The 20136-nt window shown below is 74.5% G+C and carries 20 protein-coding genes and 1 pseudogene; 12 read left to right on the top strand and 9 right to left on the bottom strand.

Annotated features, from left to right (window positions below; all coding sequences use genetic code 11):
- Positions 1 to 9: 9 nt before the first annotated feature.
- Positions 10 to 1014 (bottom strand): GNAT family N-acetyltransferase, encoded by a 1005-nt coding sequence (locus tag ABZ836_RS02355; protein WP_361138452.1) that lies wholly within the window; start codon positions 1012 to 1014, stop codon positions 10 to 12.
- Between the two features lie 140 nt (positions 1015 to 1154).
- Here ABZ836_RS02355 and fdxA point away from each other — a divergent pair, with 140 nt between their 5' ends.
- Positions 1155 to 1475 (top strand): ferredoxin, encoded by a 321-nt coding sequence (gene fdxA / locus ABZ836_RS02360; protein WP_077966227.1) that lies wholly within the window; start codon positions 1155 to 1157, stop codon positions 1473 to 1475.
- Between the two features lie 128 nt (positions 1476 to 1603).
- On the top strand, positions 1604 to 2701 hold the full coding sequence (dapC, locus tag ABZ836_RS02365; RefSeq protein ID WP_361138455.1) for a succinyldiaminopimelate transaminase: 1098 nt from the start codon (positions 1604 to 1606) through the stop codon (positions 2699 to 2701).
- A 73-nt stretch (positions 2702 to 2774) separates the two neighbouring features.
- Here dapC and ABZ836_RS02370 read toward each other — a convergent pair whose 3' ends face one another.
- Positions 2775 to 3164: an ATP-binding protein gene (locus ABZ836_RS02370; protein WP_356137154.1), complete on the bottom strand. Its 390-nt coding sequence runs from the start codon at positions 3162 to 3164 to the stop codon at positions 2775 to 2777.
- 386 nt (positions 3165 to 3550) lie between these two features.
- Entirely contained in the window at positions 3551 to 4597 is a 1047-nt protein-coding gene (locus tag ABZ836_RS02375) for a heavy metal transporter (protein ID WP_361138557.1), read from the bottom strand.
- Between the two features lie 148 nt (positions 4598 to 4745).
- Here ABZ836_RS02375 and dapE point away from each other — a divergent pair, with 148 nt between their 5' ends.
- Both dapE and ABZ836_RS02385 read left to right on the top strand, forming a co-directional pair.
- Positions 4746 to 5825 carry a succinyl-diaminopimelate desuccinylase gene (dapE, locus tag ABZ836_RS02380; RefSeq protein WP_356137158.1) on the top strand — a complete coding sequence of 360 codons (1080 nt, stop codon included), beginning with the start codon at positions 4746 to 4748 and terminating at the stop codon, positions 5823 to 5825.
- A 251-nt stretch (positions 5826 to 6076) separates the two neighbouring features.
- Entirely contained in the window at positions 6077 to 6868 is a 792-nt protein-coding gene (locus tag ABZ836_RS02385; protein WP_356137160.1) for a TIGR00730 family Rossman fold protein, read from the top strand.
- A gap of 89 nt (positions 6869 to 6957) precedes the next feature.
- Here ABZ836_RS02385 and folP read toward each other — a convergent pair whose 3' ends face one another.
- Positions 6958 to 7818 carry a dihydropteroate synthase gene (folP, locus tag ABZ836_RS02390; protein WP_361138460.1) on the bottom strand — a complete coding sequence of 287 codons (861 nt, stop codon included), beginning with the start codon at positions 7816 to 7818 and terminating at the stop codon, positions 6958 to 6960.
- 128 nt (positions 7819 to 7946) lie between these two features.
- On the opposite strand from folP, the pseudogene ABZ836_RS02395 reads away from it, so the two are divergent.
- Positions 7947 to 8252: pseudogene (locus ABZ836_RS02395) on the top strand (DivIVA domain-containing protein); the annotation flags it as partial.
- Between the two features lie 227 nt (positions 8253 to 8479).
- Positions 8480 to 9100, top strand: coding sequence for a DNA-3-methyladenine glycosylase I (locus ABZ836_RS02400; RefSeq protein WP_361138463.1), 621 nt, complete (start codon positions 8480 to 8482; stop codon positions 9098 to 9100).
- Between the two features lie 61 nt (positions 9101 to 9161).
- On the opposite strand, the gene ABZ836_RS02405 is transcribed toward ABZ836_RS02400, so the two are convergent.
- Positions 9162 to 9962: an enoyl-CoA hydratase-related protein gene (locus ABZ836_RS02405; protein WP_361138466.1), complete on the bottom strand. Its 801-nt coding sequence runs from the start codon at positions 9960 to 9962 to the stop codon at positions 9162 to 9164.
- A gap of 382 nt (positions 9963 to 10344) precedes the next feature.
- Here ABZ836_RS02405 and ABZ836_RS02410 point away from each other — a divergent pair, with 382 nt between their 5' ends.
- The gene (locus ABZ836_RS02410) at positions 10345 to 10512 is read left to right on the top strand and encodes a DUF3117 domain-containing protein (protein ID WP_003966491.1); all 168 of its coding nucleotides are present in this window, start codon (positions 10345 to 10347) and stop codon (positions 10510 to 10512) included.
- A gap of 112 nt (positions 10513 to 10624) precedes the next feature.
- Here ABZ836_RS02410 and ABZ836_RS02415 read toward each other — a convergent pair whose 3' ends face one another.
- A complete protein-coding gene (locus ABZ836_RS02415; protein WP_356137186.1) occupies positions 10625 to 11257 on the bottom strand; it encodes an O-methyltransferase in 633 nt (210 codons plus the stop codon).
- A gap of 206 nt (positions 11258 to 11463) precedes the next feature.
- Here ABZ836_RS02415 and sigE point away from each other — a divergent pair, with 206 nt between their 5' ends.
- From sigE to ABZ836_RS02440, 5 genes are all read left to right on the top strand, one after another.
- Positions 11464 to 12258, top strand: coding sequence for an RNA polymerase sigma factor SigE (gene sigE, locus ABZ836_RS02420; RefSeq protein ID WP_356137168.1), 795 nt, complete (start codon positions 11464 to 11466; stop codon positions 12256 to 12258).
- Entirely contained in the window at positions 12255 to 13055 is an 801-nt protein-coding gene (locus ABZ836_RS02425) for a zf-HC2 domain-containing protein (protein ID WP_356137170.1), read from the top strand. Before sigE ends, ABZ836_RS02425 begins: the two co-directional genes overlap by 4 nt.
- 97 nt (positions 13056 to 13152) lie before the next feature.
- Positions 13153 to 15204 (top strand): trypsin-like peptidase domain-containing protein, encoded by a 2052-nt coding sequence (locus ABZ836_RS02430; protein ID WP_361138470.1) that lies wholly within the window; start codon positions 13153 to 13155, stop codon positions 15202 to 15204.
- 186 nt (positions 15205 to 15390) lie between these two features.
- On the top strand, positions 15391 to 15900 hold the full coding sequence (locus ABZ836_RS02435) for a sec-independent translocase (RefSeq protein WP_361138473.1): 510 nt from the start codon (positions 15391 to 15393) through the stop codon (positions 15898 to 15900).
- A 183-nt stretch (positions 15901 to 16083) separates the two neighbouring features.
- Complete coding sequence (locus ABZ836_RS02440; protein ID WP_361138476.1) at positions 16084 to 16731, top strand: hypothetical protein; 648 nt, start codon at positions 16084 to 16086, stop codon at positions 16729 to 16731.
- A 96-nt stretch (positions 16732 to 16827) separates the two neighbouring features.
- On the opposite strand, the gene ABZ836_RS02445 is transcribed toward ABZ836_RS02440, so the two are convergent.
- The 3 genes from ABZ836_RS02445 to ABZ836_RS02455 are packed head-to-tail and all read right to left on the bottom strand — an operon-like array spanning position 16828 to position 19979.
- The gene (locus tag ABZ836_RS02445) at positions 16828 to 17961 is read right to left on the bottom strand and encodes an Mrp/NBP35 family ATP-binding protein (protein WP_356130335.1); all 1134 of its coding nucleotides are present in this window, start codon (positions 17959 to 17961) and stop codon (positions 16828 to 16830) included.
- Positions 17962 to 18004: 43 nt separating this feature from the next.
- The gene (locus ABZ836_RS02450) at positions 18005 to 18676 is read right to left on the bottom strand and encodes a DUF1003 domain-containing protein (RefSeq protein ID WP_356130337.1); all 672 of its coding nucleotides are present in this window, start codon (positions 18674 to 18676) and stop codon (positions 18005 to 18007) included.
- Positions 18666 to 19979 carry a CBS domain-containing protein gene (locus ABZ836_RS02455; RefSeq protein WP_356130339.1) on the bottom strand — a complete coding sequence of 438 codons (1314 nt, stop codon included), beginning with the start codon at positions 19977 to 19979 and terminating at the stop codon, positions 18666 to 18668. The genes ABZ836_RS02450 and ABZ836_RS02455 overlap by 11 nt, the downstream gene beginning before the upstream one ends.
- Between the last annotated feature and the right edge of the window lie 157 nt (positions 19980 to 20136).

Below are 20136 nucleotides of genomic sequence, written 5' to 3' on the forward strand. Positions count from 1 at the left end.
GTCGCCTCCTCAGGCCTCGGGTGAACGGTAGTGGTGGTAGGCGTGGTGGGCCGTGAAACCCAGGGCGTCGTACAGCCGGCGGGCCCCGGTGTTGTCGGTCTCCACCTGGAGCCAGCCCGCGGAGGCGCCCTCCTTCAACGCCTGCCCGGCGAGCGCCGCCATCACGCGGGTCGCCAGCCCCTCCCGCCGCCGCTCCGGCGCCACCTCCACCGCGGCGAACCCGGCCCACCTGCCGTCCACGACGCACCGGCCGATGGCGGCCGGCGGCTCGCCCTCCCGGCCCGGAACGGTCGCGAACCACACCGACGGCCCGCCCTCCAGCACCCGGCGCGCCACCTCGGTGACGCCCTTGCGGCGGTAACGCGCCAGCCACGCCTCGTCGGTGTGCCGGGAGAGCACGACCGCGGCGGTGTCCGGGTCCACCGCGTCGGCCACCGGGGCGAGCCCGCCGGTCCACAGCTCCGCCGTCACCTCACGCACCCACCCGCGCTCCTCGAGCGCCGCGCACAGCAGTTCGTCGGTCCCCTCCGCCCCGGTCGACGCCTGGACGTAGGCGGGCAGGCCCCGTTCCGCGTACCAGGCGGACACGGCGTCCAGCGCCTCGTCCGCACCGACCCCCGGGTCGCCCGTCGGCAGCGCCGAGTTGGCGCGCCGGGTGAAGCCGGCGGCGGCGCGCAGCACCCACTCCCCGAGCGGCTCGCTCTCCACCGGGGGCCAGCCGCGGGCGGCCACCCGGGCCAGCTCGCGGTACGAGGCGGCCGGGCCGCGGCGGCGGGCCGGCTCCGGAGGCACCACCTTGCCCGCGACCAGCGCCGACTCGTCGATCCGCACCCGTTCGCCGTCGCGACGGGTGATCGACAGCACGCCGTCGTTCCATGATGTGAGAACCCCGACCGTGTCGGTGAACTTCGCACCCGCGTCGCCGTCTTCGGCGAGCCGCCGCACGGAGACGCGTTTGCCCACGTCAGAGCCGTTAAGGTGCAGCGCGGATCGCGTTTCGGCGGAGATTTCCACTGGTCGGTTCACCCCTCGTGTTCGGTTCGGGTCCCGAAGTGGAGATACTAGGGGCGGGCATCGACGACGCCGCGCTCCCGCGCGCCAGGCGGCGGAGCCTGCGGAGGCCCGCCAGCGCCCTATCGAGGAGGAACGACAGCGTGACCTACGTCATCGCGCAGCCTTGTGTCGACGTGAAGGACAAGGCGTGCATCGAGGAGTGCCCGGTCGACTGCATCTACGAGGGGCAGCGTTCCCTCTACATCCACCCGGATGAGTGCGTCGACTGTGGTGCCTGCGAGCCGGTCTGCCCGGTCGAGGCGATCTTCTACGAGGACGACACCCCGGACGAGTGGAAGGACTACTACAAGGCCAATGTGGAGTTCTTCGACGAGCTCGGCTCTCCCGGCGGCGCCAGCAAGCTGGGCCTGATCGAGCGCGACCACCCGTTCGTCGCCGCGCTGCCCCCGCAGAACCAGTAGCGGAACCCGTAGGAGTGATCACTCCCCCTCGGTCCCGTACGGCGATCCGGCACCGGTCGCCTGCGGGACCGAGGCGTTTCGCCGCCCACCCCGCACCACCCGCGCCACGAGGAAAGTGAGCCAAACCCGTGTCCGAGCTCTCGAGCCGCCTGCCGGACTTCCCCTGGGACAAGCTGGAGCCCTACAAGGCGACCGCGGCGGAGCACCCGGACGGCGTCGTCGACCTCTCCGTCGGCACGCCGGTCGACCCGGTGCCGGAGCTGATCCGCAAGGCGCTGGCCGAGGCGGCCGACTCGCCGGGCTACCCGACGGTCTGGGGCACCCCGGAACTGCGGGACGCCATCACCGGCTGGGCCGGGCGGCGGCTCGGGGCGCAGGGGCTGACGCACCGCAACGTGCTGCCGGTGGTGGGCTCCAAGGAACTGGTGGCCTGGCTGCCGGTCCAGCTCGGTCTCGGCCCCGGGGACACCGTGGCCTTCCCCCGGCTGGCCTACCCGACCTACGAGGTGGGCGCCCGTCTGGCCGGCGCGGACTTCGCGGCCTACGACGACCCGACGAAGGACCTGGACCCCGGCTCCCTGAAGCTGCTCTGGCTGAACTCGCCGTCCAACCCGACCGGACGGGTGCTCCCCAAGGAGGAGCTGCGGCGGATCGTGGCCTGGGCGCGCGAGCACGGCGTGCTGGTGGTCTCCGACGAGTGCTACCTGGAGCTCGGCTGGGAGGCCGAGCCGGTGTCGGTGCTCCACCCCGACGTCTGCGACGGCTCCCACGAGGGCCTGGTGGCCGTCCACTCGCTCTCCAAGCGCTCCAACCTGGCGGGCTACCGGGCGGCGTTCCTGCTGGGCGACCCGGAGGTGCTGATGCCGCTGCTCCAGCTGCGCAAGCACGGCGGGATGATGACCTCCATGCCCACCCAGGCCGCCGCGACGGCCGCGCTGGGCGACGACGGGCACGTGGCCGAGCAGCGCGAGCGGTACGCGGCCCGGCGTGCGCTGCTGCGCGGCGCGCTGGAGCGGCACGGCTTCCGCATCGAGCACAGCGAGGCCAGCCTGTACCTGTGGGCCACCCGCGACGAGTCCTGCTGGGACACCGTGGCGTACCTGGCCTCGCTGGGCATCCTGGTCGCCCCCGGCGACTTCTACGGCCCGGCCGGCGAGCGGCACGTCCGCGTCGCCTTCACGGCCACCGACGAGCGGGTGGCGGCCGCCGTGGAGCGGCTCGGCTGACGGCGCCCCGAGCACACGGAGGCCCCCGGAGCCCATGGGCTCCGGGGGCCCGCCGCTTCCGCGGGAGCGGTGGTCAGACCGGCAGCGGCAGGTCGCCCACCGGGAGGTTGCCGGTCGCGTCGCCGACCATGGTGCCCGCCTGCCCGGCGACCCCGCCCACCACCTTCTGGACGTCCGGCACGCCCTCGGCGGCCTTCCCGGCCATCGTGGCGCCGCCGGTGGCGGCCTTGGTCCCGCCCTCGACCGCGTCGCCGCCGGCCTGGCCGGCCAGACCGGTCACGTGCGAGGTCACGCCGCTCAGGGTGGAGCCCAGCTCTCCGGCGCCGTCCAGCGCCGCCACCGGAGCCAGGTCCGGCAGGGCGGGGGCGGCCTGCGCGGATCCGGCCGCGCCGACGACGGGCGCGGCTCCCGCGGCGACGAGCAGCGCGGCACGGGCGATCCGGCGGGTCAGGGGGAGGGACATGGTGCTCCTTACGTTCGGTCCACGGCGGCCTCGTGGGTCGACCGCCAGGTCATGGTCCGGCGAGGCGGACGCAGTGTTTACGGACCGGGCGGGCCGAAGGTTGCGGACCGCCGACGTAAAGAGTTGGCAATGCGTCGCATTATCGGCTGCGGACGGAACGGGATGTTCCGGACAGGGTGACGAGCGCTGCGGAAACCTTCCGCCGCCGCTGCCGCAACGGAAACGGCGCCCGGTGGGCCACCAGTGCGATAACCGCCGCGGAACACCGGACGGCAGACGGACGGTTGGCCCCACCGGGCGAAGCCTCGCATGCCTGATCGAGGGTGTGGGGGTGCGGGTGAGCACACCCCCCGGCGGCCGGAACGGCGTGATCCGCGGGACGGGCCCTACCGCGAGGTGACGATCCGGACCTGGCCGGCGCCGGGCGCACCGGGCGCGCCCTGGGCGCCCTCGTCGAGGGGCCGGTGCCACCCGACCCGGCCGGACGTCCACTCCCGGCCCGCGTAGGTGACCTTCTCGATGCCCAGGGAGGACGCGTTGGCCACCGCCCAGTGGGCGAACTGCCAGCCCTGCCGGCGCTCCTCGGGCTCCGCGACCGGGACCGTCACCGTCCGCTCGGCCACCGGGGAGGGGGACTTCGCCGACGCGGACGCCCGCTCCCCGGCCCGCTCCCCGGCCCGCTCCCCGGCCCGGTCGTCGGCCCGCTCCCCGGCCCGCTCCCCGGCCCGGTCGTCGGCCCGCTCCCCGGCCCGCTCCCCGGCCCGGTCGTCGGCCCCGGCCAGGGTTTCCGCGCCGGCCCGGTCCGCGGTGGTCTCCGCTGCGGCCGTGTCCAGCACGTCGGTGCCGAAGTCCCGCGTCAGCGCCGCCCGGACCGCCTCCGGTCCGGCCTGCGCGTCCGGCGCGGGCCGTCCGGAGCAGGTCAGCGTGGCCGCGCTGCGGCCGGTGAGCGCCGCGGCCATCAGCGCGGCGTCCGGCTCGTGCTTGGCGTAGGCGTCCGGGAAACCGCTGCGCTGCACCTCCTGCGCGGCGACCGTCAGCGGCATCTCCGTGTAGTCCGGGACCTTCACCAGGTGGTCGTAGAACTGTCCGGCCGCGTAGGCCGGGTCCATGATCTCCTCGGGCGTGCCCCAGCCCTGCGAGGGCCGCTGCTGGAAGAGGCCGAGGGAGTCCCGGTCGCCGTAGCGGATGTTGCGCAGCGAGGACTCCTGGAGCGCCGTCGCCAGGGCGATCGTCACGGCACGCTCGGGCAGGTCACGGGCCGTGCCGACGGCCGTGATGGTGGCGGCGTTCACGGCCTGCTCGGGCGTGAACGCGTAGCGGGCGGCCTCGCCGCGTCCGCCGGAGGCGACCACCTCGCAGCCCGGTCCGGAGGGACCGGCGCCACCGGGCAGCTGCCGGGCCGCCACGTAACCCGCGAGGGAGCACAGCACCACCAGGGCCGCTCCGTAACGGAAGAGGCGACCGCGACGTTTGGGGGCGGTTGACGTCTCTTTCACGGGTAACACGGTAACGGAGGTGCGCGCCGGTGCCCGAGCCCTGTGGACAACCTCTCCCCGCCGGGCGGGGGTTAGGGTCGGGGCCATGGCCGAATCCCCGCTTGACCTTTCGCTGGACGCCGCCCTGCTGACCGCCAGGCTCGTCGACCTCCCCTCCGAGAGCGGCACCGAGAAGCCCCTGGCGGACGCGATCGAGGCGGCGCTGCGCACCCTGCCCCACCTCACCGTCGACCGGCACGGCAACAACGTGGTGGCCCGCACCCACCTGGGCCGCCGGGAGCGCGTCGTCCTAGCCGGGCACATCGACACGGTGCCGATCGCCGACAACGTCCCCTCCCGCCTGGACGAGGAGGGCGTGCTCTGGGGCTGCGGCACCTGCGACATGAAGTCCGGCGTCGCGGTGCAGCTGCGGATCGCCGCCACCGTGCCCGAGCCCAATCGCGACCTGACCTTCGTCTTCTACGACAACGAAGAGGTCGACGCCCACCTCAACGGGCTCGGCCATGTGGCGGCCGCACACCCCGACTGGCTGGAGGGTGACTTCGCGGTCCTCCTCGAGCCCACCGACGGGCAGGTCGAGGGCGGCTGCCAGGGCACCCTCCGGGTCAAGCTGCGCACCTCCGGCGAGCGGGCCCACTCGGCGCGCTCCTGGATGGGCGCCAACGCCGTCCACGCCGCCGCGCCCATCCTGAGCCGCCTGGCCGAGTACCGACCGCGCCGCCCGGTCATCGACGGCCTGGAGTACCGGGAGGGCCTCAACGCGGTCGCGATCGAGGCCGGCGTCGCCGGCAACGTCATCCCCGACGTGTGCACCGTCACCGTCAACTTCCGCTACGCGCCCGACCGCGGTGAGGAGGAGGCGATCGCCCACGTCCGCGAGGTCTTCGCGGACTGCCCGATCGACGAGTTCGTAGTCGACGACCACAGCCCCGGCGCCCTCCCCGGCCTCTCGCACCCCGCCGCCCAGGCCTTCATCGAGGCCGTCGGCGGCACCCCGCAGCCCAAGTTCGGCTGGACCGACGTGTCGCGCTTCAGCTCCCTCGGCGTCCCCGCGGTGAACTACGGACCCGGCAACCCGCTGCTCGCCCACAAGAGGGACGAGCGCGTGACGGCGTCGACGATCCCCGAGGCCGAGCGCCGGCTGCGGGACTGGCTGACCGGCTGAGGCGGCCGGACGGCCGGGGAAGGGCCGCGGCGGGGCCTGCCGGTGACACCGGGCGGGCGCCGGGCAGGTGCCGGACGGGGCCGCGGCGGGCTCCCGGGGCGCGCGGCAGGTCCGTAAAGGGCACCGAAACGGGTACTGGACGGCACACGACGGACATGTTCGTGTCCCCAGTGGGTAACCCGCGTAGACCTACTCTCTGCGGAGGACCTCTCCGCGGAGGACGCGGAGAACCGTCACGGAGGGGAGAGCCCATGACCGCAGGCAACTCCGAGGGAACGCAGGTGTCCCCGCGCGAGGAACGGCTCGGCTACCTGCTGCACGGCCTCGACCCGGTCGAGGCCGCCTCCGCCGACCGGACGACCGGTCCGGTGGGGGACAGCGACCGCAGACTGCTCGACCCGGACGGCGAGTCGGGCTGGACCGAACGCGACGCCTGGCAGGTCGCCCGGATCCAGGCCGAGTTCGGCGAGGGCTTCCGCGCGCTGTCCGGGCTGCCGCACGCCATCAGCGTCTTCGGCTCCGCCCGCACCAAGCCCGACTCGCCCGAGTACGAGGCGGGGGTCAGGCTGGGGCGGGGGCTGGCCGAGGCCGGCTGGGCGGTGATCACCGGCGGCGGCCCGGGCGCCATGGAGGCCGCCAACAAGGGCGCCCGCGAGGCCGGCGGCGTCTCCGTGGGCCTCGGCATCGAGCTGCCCTTCGAGACCGGGCTCAACCCCTACTGCGACATCGGGCTGAACTTCCGGTACTTCTTCGCGCGCAAGACCTGCTTCGTGAAGTACTCGCGCGGCTTCGTCGTCCTGCCCGGCGGCATGGGCACCCTGGACGAGCTGTTCGAGGCGCTCACCCTGGTCCAGACGGGCAAGGTGACCCGCTTCCCGATCGTCCTGTTCGGCAGCGAGCACTGGGGCGGCCTGGTCGACTGGATCAAGTCCACGCTGGTCGCCGGGGGCAAGTGCGCCGAGCGCGACCTGGAGCTGTTCCACCTCACCGACGACGTGGACGAGGCCGTCGCCCTGGTCTCCCGCGGGGCGGCCGGCCGCTAGACGCTCCCGTCCCCCCCGCCCGGCCCGTCCCGCCCGGCCCCCGCGCGCACGCCGCCGCCGGACGGGTGCCGCCGGACGGGTGCCGCCGGTCAGGCCAGGCCGCGGCGGGCGACCTCGGGCGGGCGGTGGCCGGCGATGGAGGCCACCATGTCCAGGACCTGCCGGGTCTCCGCGACCTCGTGCACCCGGTAGACCTGGGCGCCCAGCCACGCCGACACCGCCGTGGTCGCCAGCGTGCCCAGCAGCCGCTCCTTGACCGGCCGGTCCAGCGTCTCGCCGACGAAGTCCTTGTTGGAGAGCGAGACCAGCACCGGCCACCCGGTGGCCGTCATCTCGCCGAGTCGCCGGGTCGCCTCCAGGCTGTGCCGGGTGTTCTTGCCGAAGTCGTGCCCCGGGTCGATCAGCACCGACTCACGCGGCACCCCGAGCGACACCGCCCGCTCGGCCAGCCCCACGGTCACCTTCAGGATGTCGGCCATGACGTCGTCGTAGGCCACCCGGTGCGGCCGGGTCCGCGGCTCCGCGCCCCCGGCGTGGGTGCACACCAGTCCCACCCCGTACCGGGCCGCCACCTCGGCCAGCCCGGGGTCCACCCCGCCCCAGGCGTCGTTCAGCAGGTCCGCGCCGGCCTCGCAGACCGCCTCGCCGACCTCGCGCCGCCAGGTGTCCACGCTGATCACCACGTCGGGGAACCGGCGTCGCACCTCGGCCACGAAGCCCACCGTCCGGCGGGCCTCCTCCTCGGCGTCGACCTCCTCGCCAGGACCCGCCTTCACCCCGCCGATGTCGATGATCGCGGCGCCCTCGGCCACCGCCTGCTCCACCCGGGCGAGTGCCGGTTCGTCACGGAAGGTGGCGCCCCGGTCGTAGAAGGAGTCCGGCGTCCGGTTCACGATGGCCATGATCACCGGCTCGTGCGTGTCGAACTCACGCCTGCCCAGCCTGAGCATTCCGTGCGGCCTCTTTCCTCTGCGTCCCGCTGCACCGGTCTTCGGCTCTGCGACCCTAACCGCACCGGCGGCATGGCACGATCGGACCCCTGGCAACTTCGACACCCGCGGGGGCCGCAGCCTTGTCAATGTTCCTCTTCATGGTCGTCGCGCTCGCCGTGGTGGTGACCGCGACCACACTGGCCGTCGTCGGCGGCGGCGACCGCGCCGTGCTGCCCGAGGCGCCGCCGGACCGCCTCCACGACCCGCTGCCCCCGCACCGCGGGCTGACCACGCGGGACGTGGAGGCGCTGCGCTTCCCGCCGGCCCTGCGCGGCTACCGGATGGCGGACGTCGACGACGCCCTCCTCCGGCTGGCCCACGAGCTCGCCGTCCGCGACGAGCGCATCGCCGCCCTGGAGTCCGCCCTGGACACCGCCCGCGCGGACGCCGCCCGGGCGACGATCCTCGCGGCCCAGGACGAACGGGACCGGGGCGCACCGGACCAGCGGGACCGGGACGACGCCCCGGACCGGGACGACGCCCCGGACCGGGACCAGCGGGACCAGGACGCGCCGGACCGGGAGGGGAGCCCCGAGGGGACTCCGCCCGGCGGTGCCGGGGCGGCGGGCCGGGAGGACGGCGGCGGCCACCACGGGTGGGCCGGGCCGGGGGAGGCCCGATGACCCCCGCCGAGCCGCCGCCCGCGGCCGTGACGGAGAGCGTGCCGGACTCCGGAGCAATGCCCGGGCCGGACGGACGGCCGCGCTGCCCCTGGGGACTGTCCACGCCCGACTACCTCGCCTACCACGACGAGGAGTGGGGCCGCCCGGTCCACGGGGACGACGCGCTGTTCGAACGCCTCTGCCTGGAGGCGTTCCAGTCCGGGCTGTCCTGGCTGACCATCCTGCGCCGCCGTGAGGGTTTCCGGGCCGCCTTCGCCGGGTTCCGGATCGCCGAGGTGGCCGCCTTCACCGACGAGGACCGGGCCAGGCTGCTGGCCGACCCCGGGATCATCCGCAACCGGGCCAAGGTCGACGCCACCCTGGCCAACGCCAAGGTGCTGGCCGAGTGGAAGCCGGGTGAGCTCGACGAGGTGATCTGGTCCCACGCCCCCGCGCCCCGCCCGGCCCCCCGCACCCTCGCCGACGTGCCCGCCGTGACCGCGGAGTCGACCGCCCTGGCCAAGGACCTCAAGCGCCGCGGCCTGCGCTTCGTGGGCCCCACCACCGCCTACGCGATGCTCCAGGCCTGCGGCCTCGTCAACGACCACCTGGCCGACTGCGCCGTGCGCGAGGGCTGACCCGCGGGCCCGGACGGCCCCGCGGCCTGGCCCGGACCCGTGGGGCGTGGCGCCGGCCGCGTCAGCGGCCCAGGTACTTCGGGCGCTCCTTGTCGAGGAACGCCTGCACCGCGATCCGGTGGTCCTCCGACGAGCCGGCCCGGCCCTGGAGCTCGTCCTCCTTCTCCAGGGTCTCCTCCAGGGAGTGGGTCAGGCCGAAGGCCACCGACTCCTTGAGCGCCGCGTAGGCGACCGTGGGCCCCTCGGCCAGCTTCCGGGCCGTCTTCTCCGCCTCCGCGCGCAGCTCCGCGGCCGGCACCACCCGGTCGGCGATGCCCAGCTCCAGCGCCTCGCGGGCGTCGACGGAGCGGGGGAAGAGCAGCAGATCGGTGGCGCGGCCCGGGCCGACCACCCGCGGCAGCGTCCAGGACACCCCCGAGTCCGCGGTCAGCGCGACGCCCGCGAAGGAGGTCGTGAACTTGGCGGTGTCCGCGACGATCCGGTGGTCCGCGGCCAGCGCGAAGCCGAAGCCGGCCCCGGCGGCCACCCCGTTGACGCCCGCGACCACCGGCTTGGCCATCCCGGCGATGGCGCGGACGATCGGGTTGTAGTGCTCACTCACCGTGCTGAGGCGGCCCTCCCCGCCGTCCTCACCGGCGGCGAGCAGCTCGATGTGCTCCTTGAGGTCCTGGCCCACGCAGAAGGCGCGGTCACCGGCCGCGGTGAGCAGCACCGCGCGTACCCCGGGGTCCTCCGCCGCGGCCCGCAGGGCGTCGCGCAGCGCCACCTTCGCCTCGACGTTCAGCGCGTTCATCGCGTCGGGGCGGTTCAGGGTGACGATCGCCAGCGCGTCGCTGACCTCGTAGAGCACGGTGTCGGCCATCTCGGAATCCCTCCGTCGGTTGCTGTCGTCAGGACAGCATGGCGGAGATTCCGGAAGCCGGACGGTGGCCGGTGTGTGACCTCGGACAAAGAATTCCGGTCACCATTCGGTCCCGGCCGGTCGGATCGACGGCGCAGTATCGCAGTGACATCCCCGAATTGAGTGGTTTTGGCCTCGCGCGTTGCGCAAGCGATGCGGACTGATGTTGGTCATTGGTGCGTGAGATGCGGGATAATGGCCGGGAAGCAATGTGTTCGATGCCGGTGACGCCTGCCCGCTCGGGTCAGGCGAGTCCTTTTCGAGGCGCGTCCCTTTTCGAGGCGCTCCCTCCCCGAGGTCTTCCGGCACGGCGGTTGAGCTGGTTTCAGGAAGGGGAACGAGCATGGCGGCCATGAAGCCGCGGACGGGCGACGGCCCGCTCGAGGTGACCAAGGAGGGGCGGGGCATCGTCATGCGCGTTCCGCTCGAAGGCGGCGGTCGGCTCGTCGTCGAGCTGACTCCGGACGAGGCGGATGCGCTCGGCGACGCCCTCAAGAAGGTCGTCGGCTGACGCGCGACCACCACTCAGCGTGACGCCGCTGCCCGGTCCCCCAGGGACCGGGCAGCGGCCTTTTCCGGGGCCGTGCGCGGCGCGCGGGCGCGTCGGTCGCCGCGGTGCCGCGTCAGCGTTTGGCGGCGCAGAGCAGGCCGTCGCCCACCGGGAGGAGGGAGTGGACCAGCTGCTCGTTCTCGTGGACCTCGCGGAGCAGCTCGCGCAGGCGCAGCACCTCCGTCGGCTGCGGCCCCGTGCCCACCGTCCTGCCGTTCGCCAGGACGCCCGCGAACACCACGAGACCGCCCGGCCGCAGCAGGCGCAACGATTCGGCGAGGTAGTCCAGCACCTCCAGCCGGTCCGCGTCGCAGAAGACGAGGTCGTATCCGGAGTCCGCCAGCCGCGGCAGCACGTCCAGCGCCGGCCCGGGGATCAGCCGGGCCCGGTTGACGGCGAAGCCGGAGGCCCGGAACGCCTGCCGCGCGGACTGCTGGTACTCCGGCTCGGTGTCCACCGTGGTGAGCACCCCGTCCGGCCGCATGCCGTGCAGCAGGTGGACGCCGGAGACGCCGGTGCCGGTGCCGATCTCGGCGACCGCCTTCGCGCCCACCGACGCGGCGAGCAGCCGCAGCACCGAGCCGGCGGCGGGCGTCACGGGGCGCAGCCCCGCCTCCCGAGCCCGGTCGCGGGCCACGAGCAGCGCCTCGTCCTCCGCGACGAACGCGTCGGCCAGCGCCCAACTCGCCTGCCGGTTGCCGCTAATGGCCGCCCTCCCGTCCCCGTCCGCGTCTTAGGCGTCCCACTGGATCCATTCGTCGTGACTGTATCCGGCGCCGTCGGGAACCTGGCGGCGGGACGCCGCGTTTGAAGGGTGAGGGGAAAGGCGCGAAGGAGACGGGGGAAGCGACGATGGAGCGAGTGGCGAACTCTCGCAAAACTGCTTATCCGGAGCTAACGGACGAGATGGCTATGGTAGGGGCTCCACTGGACACCACCAGAGCCGACAGGGGAGGTGCGGCCGCGCCCGCAGACCGCGGTGGAGGGCTCAGACGCCTCCTCGGGTCGGCGGCCAGGCCGAAATCCGTGACCGACACCGCTGCCGACCGTACGGCCGGCCCGGAGGGCGACCGTTCCTCCGCCGAGCCCACCCGCACCGCGACGTTCGCCACCGACGGCGAGGGGGCGGCGTGGACTCCGCCCACCTGGGAGGAGATCGTCAGCACCCACAGCGCGCGTGTGTACCGGCTCGCCTACCGCCTGACCGGCAACCAGCACGACGCCGAGGACCTCACGCAGGAGGTCTTCGTCCGGGTGTTCCGCTCGCTGTCCACGTACTCCCCCGGCACGTTCGAGGGCTGGCTGCACCGGATCACGACCAACCTCTTCCTGGACATGGTGCGCCGCAAGCAGCGCATCCGCTTCGACGCCCTCGCCGAGGACGCCGCCGAGCGGCTGCCCGGCCGTGAGCCGTCGCCCCAGCAGGTTTTCAACGACGCCCACTTCGACGCCGACATCCAGCAGGCGCTGGACACGCTGGCGCCCGAGTTCCGCGCCGCGGTCGTCCTCTGCGACATCGAAGGACTGTCGTACGAGGAGATCGCCGCCACCCTGGGCGTCAAGCTCGGTACGGTCCGCAGCCGGATCCACCGCGGCCGTTCGCAGCTCCGCAAGGCGCTCGCCCACCGCTCTCCCGAGGCGCGCGCCGAGCGCCGGTTCGGCGTCACCCGCCTGCCGGCGCTGAGAGGAGGAGGCGCGACCGCGTGAGTGAATCACGTCCGACGCCGGCCGAGCAGCACCTCGGGGACCGGCTCTCCGCCCTGGTGGACGGCGAGCTGGGCCATGAGGCGCGCGAGCGCGTGCTGGCGCACCTGGCGACCTGTGCCCGCTGCCGGGTCGAGGCCGACGCCCAGCGCAGGCTGAAGAACGTCTTCGCCGAGGTCCCCGGCCCCACCCCGTCCGAGAGCCTCCTCGCGCGCCTGCAGGGGCTGCCCGCGGGCGGGCCCGACGAGCGGCTGCGCCGGGCGGCCGAGGAGCAGGGTCCCGGGAGCGCCTTGTTCGGCTCCCGGAACACCGACGCCTTCGGCCTGTCCGCCTCGGCCACGCACGGCTTCCCCATCCACGACGTCGGCCGTGCCCAGGCCGAGCGGGCCGCGGCCTCCCGGGGCCGGAGGTTCGCCTTCGCCGCCGCGAGCGCGGTGTCGCTGGCCGCGGTGGCGCTCGGCGGCGTCACCACGGTGGTGCCGGTCTCCGACTCCGACCGCGGCGGCCTGCGCAGCAACGCCACCCCGTCGCGCCAGCAGGGGACCGGAGCCGCCGCCACGGTGGACAGCCGCCGCCGTTCCGCGGCGCCGCTGCTCGCCCACAGCGCGGCCGGTCAACGGCAGCAGCTCGCCCCGGCGGCCGCCCCCCTGATCGCCGGCGGCGCGCAGTCCGTGCCGGAGGACGCGCCCACGCCCCTCATACAGCCGGGCACTCCGGTCACGCCGGGGCTGCCGGGCCTGCTGACCGCGCCCTCGCCCGCGCCGACCGGAGCCACGGCTTCCCCTCCCGTGGGACGCTGACCAGGTTCTCTGCGCGCCGGTGCGGGAACCTGATTGAATCCGGACTGCGCCGCGTGGGGCGGCGCGTCGACGAATCGCGCCAGGTGTTGGGGAGAGCATGAACGAGGGCACGCCGGGGAAGTCCGCGAGGCCCAAGTGGTGGAGCCGTCCCCGGCCCGCCCCGGAGCCGGACGCCTCCGGCGACTTCCCCCTCGCCGCGCCCGGCCCGGCGGACCCCCAGGGGCCCGCCGCGCCCCGGCCCCGGCCCACCGGTGCGGCCCCTTCCACCGCCCCGGGCCACGGCACGGGCCCGGACGCCTCGACCGCCCCGGGCCACGGCGTGGACCCCGGTCACGGCGGGGGTGCGGTGCCGCTGTCGTCGGTCGATCACGCGGCGCGGGGCGAGGCGGGTGACACGGGCGGCTTCGGCGGCGCCGAGGGCCACGCGGTCCGTCCGGACGCGCCGGGTGCCCCGGCGCACCTGGGCGACCCCGGGGGGCCGGAGTCCTCGGGGGCCGGTTCCCCCACCGGTTCCTCCGTCGGTTCGCCCACCGGTTCCCCCGCCGGTTCCGCCACCGCGCGACCCCTGCACGAGCCGGACCACTACAGCACGCCGCCCTACGGCAACCCGGGCCCCTGGGCCCCCGCGCCGCCCGTGCAGCACCCCGGGACCCCGGCCGCGGGCACCCACCTGCCGCCGCAGGCCCCCGCCCCCGCCGCCGGGGACCCTGCCGTGCCCGTCGCCCCGGCCGCACCGGCGCCCCCGGTCCCGGCCGGGCAGGCCGCGGCGCGCGAGGCCTGGGCGCCCGTGACCCCGGCGCAGGGTCCGACGGACCCGCCTCCCGGCCCCGCCGCGCCCGCCGCCCCCGCGCCCGCGCCCGAGGACGCCGCTCCCGCCGCGGCCGACCCGGCGCCCGACGCCGCGGACCCGTGGAGCCGTTACGACCCCTGGGCCACCCCCGGCACCGGACCCGCCCCGGCCTCGGGCACCGCATCCGTGCCCGCCGCCCCGCTGCAGGGCGGCGCGCACGCCGCCGAGAGCCCGTCCCGGCGGCGCGCGCGCCGCCGACGGGTCCTGGTCGGCGGGGCGGCCCTGGTCGCCCTGGCGGCGGGGCTGGCCGGCGGGCTGGCCGGCGTCCATCTGGAGCGGTACGGCGGCCTCGGCGTCGTCGAGCTCTCGCAGGCGCCCCGCAGCGACACCCCCCGCGACCCGGACAGCGTCGCGGGGATCGCCGAGCGCGCCCTGCCCAGCGTGGTCACCCTGCACGTCCAGGGCTCCGGGCAGGCCGGGACCGGCACCGGTTTCGTGCTGGACGAGCGCGGCCACATCCTGACCAACCACCATGTGGTGGAGGCCGCCGAGGACTCCGGCGACGGCCGCATCGTCGTCACCTTCAGCGGCGGCGAGACCGCCCGCGCCGAGCTGGTCGGCGGGGACTCCGGCTACGACCTGGCCGTGGTCCGGGTGAAGGGCGTGGAGGGCCTGCGCCCGATGCCGCTGGGGAACTCCGACAACGTCCGCGTCGGCGACCCGGTGGTGGCCATCGGCGCCCCCTTCGACCTGTCGAACACGGTCACCGCGGGCATCATCAGCGCCAAGGAACGCCCCATCACGGCCGGTGGCGGCGAGGGCCAGGGCGGCGACGTCTCCTACGTCGACGCGCTGCAGACCGACGCCCCGATCAACCCCGGCAACTCCGGCGGCCCGCTGCTGGACGCCCAGGGCCGGGTGGTCGGCATCAACTCCGCCATCCGCTCCGCCGACACCGGCATCGACACCGACGAGGGCAGGTCCGGCTCCATAGGCCTCGGGTTCGCCATCCCGGTGAACCAGGCGAAGCGGGTCGCCGAGGAGCTGATCAACGAGGGCGAGGCCACCCACCCGGTGATAGGCGTCACCCTCGACATGGCCTACGCCGGAGACGGCGCCCGCGTCCACACCCGTGGCGCCGACGGCGGGTCCCCGGTGACGCCCGGCGGTCCCGGTGCCGAGGCGGGGCTGAAGCCCGGCGACGTGATCACCGCCGTGGACGGCGTCCGGGTGCACTCCGGGGACGAGCTGATCGTCAAGACGCGGGCCCGCCGCCCCGGCGACCGACTGGAGCTGACCGTGAAGCGGGACGGCGAGGAGCGCAAGGTCTCCCTGGTCCTCGGTTCCTCCCAGGACTGACCTGCGGGTACGCCGGTGGCGCCGGTACCGCGCCGCGCCACCGCGGCGTCACCCGGCCGTCACCGGCGTGCGGCCGCCCGTCGGCCCGGGGTGTGTTGTATGCGTCAGAGGACGGCGAGACGGTACCGGTGTGGCCGGTCGGCCGGGTACCGTGGATCCGCCCCGGGACATCGCAAGGAGCTTCAGGTGTTCAATGACATAGGCACGCTCGAGCTGGTGACGCTCGTCGTCCTCGCCGTGCTCGTCTTCGGGCCGGAGAAGCTCCCCAAGCTGATCCAGGACATCTCGCGGACCATCCGCAAGATCCGCGACTTCTCCGAGAGCGCCAAGCAGGACATCCGCGAGGAGCTCGGCCCGGAGTTCAAGGACTTCGAGTTCCAGGACCTCAACCCCAAGACGTTCATCCAGAAGCAGCTGCAGAACGACGACCTCGGCATCAAGGAGATCCGCGAGTCGCTCGACCTGAAGAAGGACATCCAGCAGCTCACCGACCCGAACGCCGCCGTCGAGCCCGCGACGCCCTCCGCGTCCGCGTCCTCTGCGGCGTCCTCCTCGCCGACGCCCTCCACCCCCGCGTCCTCCTCCGCGACGCCCTCGTCCCCCGCCCCGGCCGCCGCCGCAACCGGCCCGGTCGGCCTGGAGAAGAAGCCGGAGAAGGCCGTCGAGCGGCCCCCGTACGACCTCGACGCCACCTGATCCCGCGCGCGTCGGCGCGCGGGAATCCCCCCTCCCCGGACGGCTCCCCGCCGACCCACCCGTTCGGCCGTAATCCCGGACCCGTGAAGCAAGGTGGCTATGCTGCCGAGTTGTTGTGCGGACCGGCGGCCGATCCTCCACGATCTCCCCGCGGTCCGGCGAAGAACGAGGAGGCGTCCGGGCATGGAGACGAGAAGTCGGGTAGGCGCGCAGGCGTCGGCGGTCGTGGGCGGCCGGCCCGCCACGGGCGGGGTCGACGGCTACCTGCGAGCGCCGTTCCCCTGGTACGGCCTGGACGAGGCGTTCACCGGGCCCCGCTGGCTGATGCAGGTGGCCTCCTCCACCGACGGCTCCGTGGAGCACGGCTCCCTCGGCCACGGGGACGAACCCTCGGTGCGCTACGAGGCGGCCGAGGACAAGGAACGATTCGCCGTCGTGGTCACCGTGGCCGACCAGCCGGTCCGCCGCAGCGCCGACGGCACCGGCGTGCTGGACGCCACCACCGTCTCCTCCGCCGCCTGGCTGGCCGGTCTGGGGCTGCTCTCCTACACCTGGCCCCTGCAGATGGACCACAGCCTGCGCGACGACTGGCTGGAGCAGCAGACCGAGACGGCCTGGGTGCTCGCCGACGACCTGGACAGCCCCGCCTGGTCCACCCTGCTGCTGCCGGTGGACGGCGAGGCCACCACCTTCCACTACCGCGAGTCCGAGTTCGGCTGGGTGCTGGCGGGCTCCACCGGCCACGGCGTCCACCTGGGCGCGTACGGGCGCGGGATGAGCGCCTACGGCCTGGGCTTCTCGGCGATCGAGGACATCGCCGCCTACGCCTGACCGCTCACACGCGTCGAGGGCCGCCGTACGACGAGGGGCGCCGCCCCCGCCGGGACGGCGCCCCCTGGCCGTGCGGTCGCGGACCGCACGGCTCCGTCAGAACTTGTTGCGCGGCGTGATGCCCAGCGACATGCCGGACAGGCCGCGCTGGCGCCCGCCGAGCTTGCCGGCGATGGCCCGCAGCGCCGACCCGGCCGGCGAGTCGGGGTCGGTCAGCACCACCGGCTTGCCCTCGTCGCCGCCCTCGCGCAGGCGGACGTCGATCGGGATGGAGCCGAGCACCGGCACCGTGGCGCCCGTGGTGCGGGTCAGGCCGTCGGCGACGAGCTGGCCGCCGCCGGTGCCGAACACGTCGACCATCTCGTCGCAGTGCGGGCAGGGCAGGCCGGACATGTTCTCGACCACGCCGACGATCTTCTGGTGGGTCTGCACCGCGATGGAGCCGGCCCGCTCGGCGACCTCGGCGGCGGCCTGCTGCGGGGTGGTGACGACCAGGATCTCCGCGTTCGGGACCAGCTGGGCCACCGAGATGGCGATGTCACCGGTGCCGGGCGGCAGGTCGAGCAGCAGGACGTCCAGGTCGCCCCAGTACACGTCGGCCAGGAACTGCTGGAGCGCGCGGTGGAGCATCGGACCACGCCACACCACCGGGGCGTTGCCCGGGGTGAACATGCCGATGGAGATGACCTTCACGCCGTTCGCCGACGGCGGCATGATCATGTTCTCGACCTGGGTGGGCCGCCCGTCGGCGCCCAGCATGCGCGGCACCGAGTGGCCGTAGATGTCGGCGTCGACGACGCCGACCTTCAGGCCGTCCGCCGCCATCGCCGCGGCCAGGTTGACCGTCACCGAGGACTTGCCGACGCCGCCCTTGCCGGAGGCCACCGCGTAGACGCGGGTCAGCGAGCCCGGCTTGGCGAACGGCACCTCGCGCTCGGCGGTGCCGCCGCGCAGCGCGGCCGCCAGCTCCTTGCGCTGCTCGTCGCTCATCACGTCGAGCGACACGTCGACGGAGGTCACACCCTCGACGCGCTGCAGTGCGGCCGTCACGTTGTCCGTGATGGTCCCGCGCATCGGACAGCCGGAGACGGTGAGGTACACCGTGACGGCGACCGCGCCGTCCTCGCCGATCTCCACCGACTTGACCATCCCGAGTTCGGTGATGGGCCGCTGGATCTCGGGGTCGTTCACCGTCGCCAGCGCTTCGCGCACCGCGTCTTCCGTAACCATAAGGTCGATGGTACGGCCCCCGGAACGCCACCCGGCAGGCCCGTCACCGGTCGTCTGCGTCACGTCCCGCCTCGCGCTCCGCGCGCTGCTCGTCCAGTTCCCGCAGCAGGTCCTGCAGCTCGGAGCGGATCCAGTCGCGGGTGGCGACCTCGCCGAGGCCCATGCGCAGCGCGGCGACCTCGCGGGTCAGGTACTCGGTGTCCGCGATGGACCGCTCGTTCTGCTTGCGGTCCTGCTCCAGGTTGACGCGGTCGCGGTCGTCCTGCCGGTTCTGCGCCAGCAGGATCAGCGGGGCCGCGTACGACGCCTGGAGGGACAGCATCAGGGTCAGGAAGATGAACGGGTACTCGTCGAAGCGCAGCGACGGGGGCGCGGCGACGTTCCAGCCCACCCACAGGGTGACCGCGATCGTCATCCACACCAGGAAGCGCCCGGTGCCCAGGAAGCGGGCGATCCGCTCCGAGACGCGGCCGAAGGCGTCCGGGTCCCACTCGGGCAGCAGCCGCCGCCGGCGGGTCCCCAGCGGCAGGTCGAGCCGCTCCCGGGTGCGGGTGCCGGTGGCGCCCGCGAGGGGGCGTCCCTCGCGTGCCTCGCGGCGTTCCCGGGTCTCGCGGGTCTCGCGGGTCTCGCGGCGCTCCCGGCCGTGCGCCGTCGCACGGCCGCGGCCGGGCACACGGTCGTCGCCGTGGCGGCGGTCGTCGCGGTCAGGAGCCATCGGCGGTCGCCTCCTTCGGCGCGTCGGCGGGGTGCGCGGCGGGCGGCGGCTCCTCCAGGTGGTACTCCGTCTCGCGCCAGTCCTCGGGCAGCATGTGGTCCAGCACGTCGTCCACGGTGACCGCGCCCAGCAGCGAGCCCGTCTCGTCGACCACCGGCGCCGCCACCATGTCGTAGGCGGCGAAGAAGCCCGCCACCACCGGCAGGTCGGCGGTGGGCGACAGCGCCTGCAGGTCGTCGTCGATGATCGACCCGACCAGCGTGTACGGAGGATCCCGCAGCAGCCGCTGGAAGTGCACGGTGCCCAGGTACTTGCCGGTCGGGGTGTCCTCCGGCGGGCGGCAGACGTAGACCTGGGCGGCCAGCGCGGGGGAGAGGTCGGCGTTGCGGACCCGGGCCAGCGCGTCGGCGACGGTGGCGTCCGGGCGCAGCACGATCGGCTCGGTGGTCATCAGGCCGCCCGCCGTGCGGTCCTCGTAGGCCATCAGGCGGCGCATGTCGGCGGCGTCGGCGGGCCGCATCAGGCTCAGCAGCCGTTCCTTGTCGCCCTCCGGGAGCTCGGACAGCAGGTCGGCGGCGTCGTCCGGGTCCATCGCCTCCAGGACGTCGGCGGCGCGCTCCTCGGCCAGCTTGCCGAGGATCTCGATCTGGTCGTCCTCGGGAAGCTCCTCGAGCACGTCGGCCAGCCGGTCGTCGTCGAGCGCGGCGGCGACCTCCGCGCGGCGCTTCGCGGACAGGTGGTGCAGCACGTTGGCCAGGTCGGCGGGGCGCAGCTGCTCGAAGGTGGCCAGCAGGTTCTCCGCCCCCTGGCCCTTCTCCTCCAGGGACAGGCCGGTGACCGCCGTCCACTCCACCAGGAACTGCTCGCCGGCCTTGCGGCGGAACGCGCCGCCGCGGCCGCCGCGCTGCACGAACAGCCGGTCGACCTCCCACTCGCGCTTGGAGGGCAGCTGATGCACCGACAGGTCCAGGACGGTGACCTCCTCGCCCGTCTCGTCCAGCCGCACCCGCCGGTCCAGCAGCTCGCCGAAGACCAGCCGCTCCGGGGGACGCTGCTCGAACCGGCGCACGTTGAGCACACCGGTGCTGATCACCTGGCCGGACTGGATCCCGGTGACCCGGGTCATCGGCAGGAAGATCCGCCGCCGGGTCGGCAGCTCCACCACGAGCCCGAGCAGCCGCGGGGGCTTGCGCCCCACCCGCAGCACCACGATCAGATCCCGCACGCGTCCTACCTGGTCGCCGTTCGGGTCGAACACGGCCACGCCCGCGAGGTGGGAAACGAAGATGCGCCCACCCGCCATGTACAGCCTCCTTCCGCCGGGCGGTCGTCTTCCCGCCCTTGCCCCGAGTTGCCCGGAAACGCCGCAGTGGGCGGGGATCAGGCTAGCCCGTACCGGTCCGGTACGCCCTGGTGAGGGGTCCGGACGGACTGCCTCCGTGTGCCCCGTCGAGCCACCG

Origin of the sequence: Streptomyces sp. NPDC047130 (genome assembly GCF_040643475.1) — a bacterium.
Lineage (GTDB): Bacteria > Actinomycetota > Actinomycetes > Streptomycetales > Streptomycetaceae > Streptomyces.

Bases quoted from the DNA above. Each gene is read 5' to 3' on its own strand.
- ABZ836_RS02370 (WP_356137154.1), bottom strand. From the start codon at position 3,164: ATGTCCCTCCCCCTGACCCGCCGGATCGCCCGTGCCGCGCTGCTCGTC.
- dapE (WP_356137158.1), top strand. From the start codon at position 4,746: ATGGCCGAATCCCCGCTTGACCTTTCGCTGGACGCCGCCCTGCTGACC.
- ABZ836_RS02385 (WP_356137160.1), top strand. From the start codon at position 6,077: ATGACCGCAGGCAACTCCGAGGGAACGCAGGTGTCCCCGCGCGAGGAA.
- folP (WP_361138460.1), bottom strand. From the start codon at position 7,818: ATGCTCAGGCTGGGCAGGCGTGAGTTCGACACGCACGAGCCGGTGATC.
- ABZ836_RS02400 (WP_361138463.1), top strand. From the start codon at position 8,480: ATGACCCCCGCCGAGCCGCCGCCCGCGGCCGTGACGGAGAGCGTGCCG.
- ABZ836_RS02405 (WP_361138466.1), bottom strand. From the start codon at position 9,962: ATGGCCGACACCGTGCTCTACGAGGTCAGCGACGCGCTGGCGATCGTC.
- ABZ836_RS02410 (WP_003966491.1), top strand. From the start codon at position 10,345: ATGGCGGCCATGAAGCCGCGGACGGGCGACGGCCCGCTCGAGGTGACC.
- sigE (WP_356137168.1), top strand. From the start codon at position 11,464: ATGGTAGGGGCTCCACTGGACACCACCAGAGCCGACAGGGGAGGTGCG.
- ABZ836_RS02430 (WP_361138470.1), top strand. From the start codon at position 13,153: ATGAACGAGGGCACGCCGGGGAAGTCCGCGAGGCCCAAGTGGTGGAGC.
- ABZ836_RS02440 (WP_361138476.1), top strand. From the start codon at position 16,084: ATGGAGACGAGAAGTCGGGTAGGCGCGCAGGCGTCGGCGGTCGTGGGC.
- ABZ836_RS02445 (WP_356130335.1), bottom strand. From the start codon at position 17,961: ATGGTTACGGAAGACGCGGTGCGCGAAGCGCTGGCGACGGTGAACGAC.
- ABZ836_RS02450 (WP_356130337.1), bottom strand. From the start codon at position 18,676: ATGGCTCCTGACCGCGACGACCGCCGCCACGGCGACGACCGTGTGCCC.
- ABZ836_RS02455 (WP_356130339.1), bottom strand. From the start codon at position 19,979: ATGGCGGGTGGGCGCATCTTCGTTTCCCACCTCGCGGGCGTGGCCGTG.